The organism is Salinimicrobium oceani, assembly GCF_012037645.1.
Genome location: NZ_JAAVJR010000162.1, coordinates 1 through 670, shown reverse-complemented (window position 1 = coordinate 670; position 670 = coordinate 1). Strand labels below are relative to the sequence as shown.

Below are 670 nucleotides of genomic sequence, written 5' to 3'. Positions count from 1 at the left end.
AAAACCTGAAGACAAACTTAACTACATAAGTCAGCTGCAACAGCAGGGAAGGAAGACCATTATGGTAGGCGACGGCCTTAATGATGCAGGTGCCCTGGCAAAAAGTGAGGTGGGAATTGCTATTTCCGAAAATGTCAATGTATTCTCCCCCGCCTGTGACGCCATTCTTGATGCGAGCAGGTTTGGCAGCTTGTAAAAATTTATACAGGCTTCAAAAAAGGCAATGACGGTGATCAAAATAAGCATGCTGCTCTCATTTTTATATAATGTCGTGGGACTTTACTTTGCGGTCACAGGACAATTATCTCCAATTATTGCTGCTGTTTTGATGCCTTTGAGTTCTATAAGTATCATTGCTTTCACTACAGTCTGCACAAATTTGATCGGGAGAAAGATCTAGTGCTTTCAGAAATTAATTCTGTTTCATTTTATTCTTAAGCCGGGAATTTTTCAGTTAAATTTTGAAATATTTTGAAAGTTTCCGAAGGAAATACTACTTTAGAATTGTGATTAAATTATTTGACTTCCTGTCCTAAGGCAGGAAAAGCCAACGAGAGTGCAATCCCCTACTTGCTTCTTGTTGTCCTGATTTCCTGAAGACCATTCCTCCAATTCCTCTTTTCAAACTCTTATTACAAAAGAGCTTTAAGAACAATACCTTTCTAAAAGT

The 670-nt window shown here is 38.4% G+C and carries 1 pseudogene; it reads left to right on the top strand.

Annotated features, from left to right (window positions below):
* A pseudogene (locus HC175_RS24715) lies at positions 1-400 on the top strand (HAD-IC family P-type ATPase); the annotation flags it as partial.
* Between the last annotated feature and the right edge of the window lie 270 nt (positions 401-670).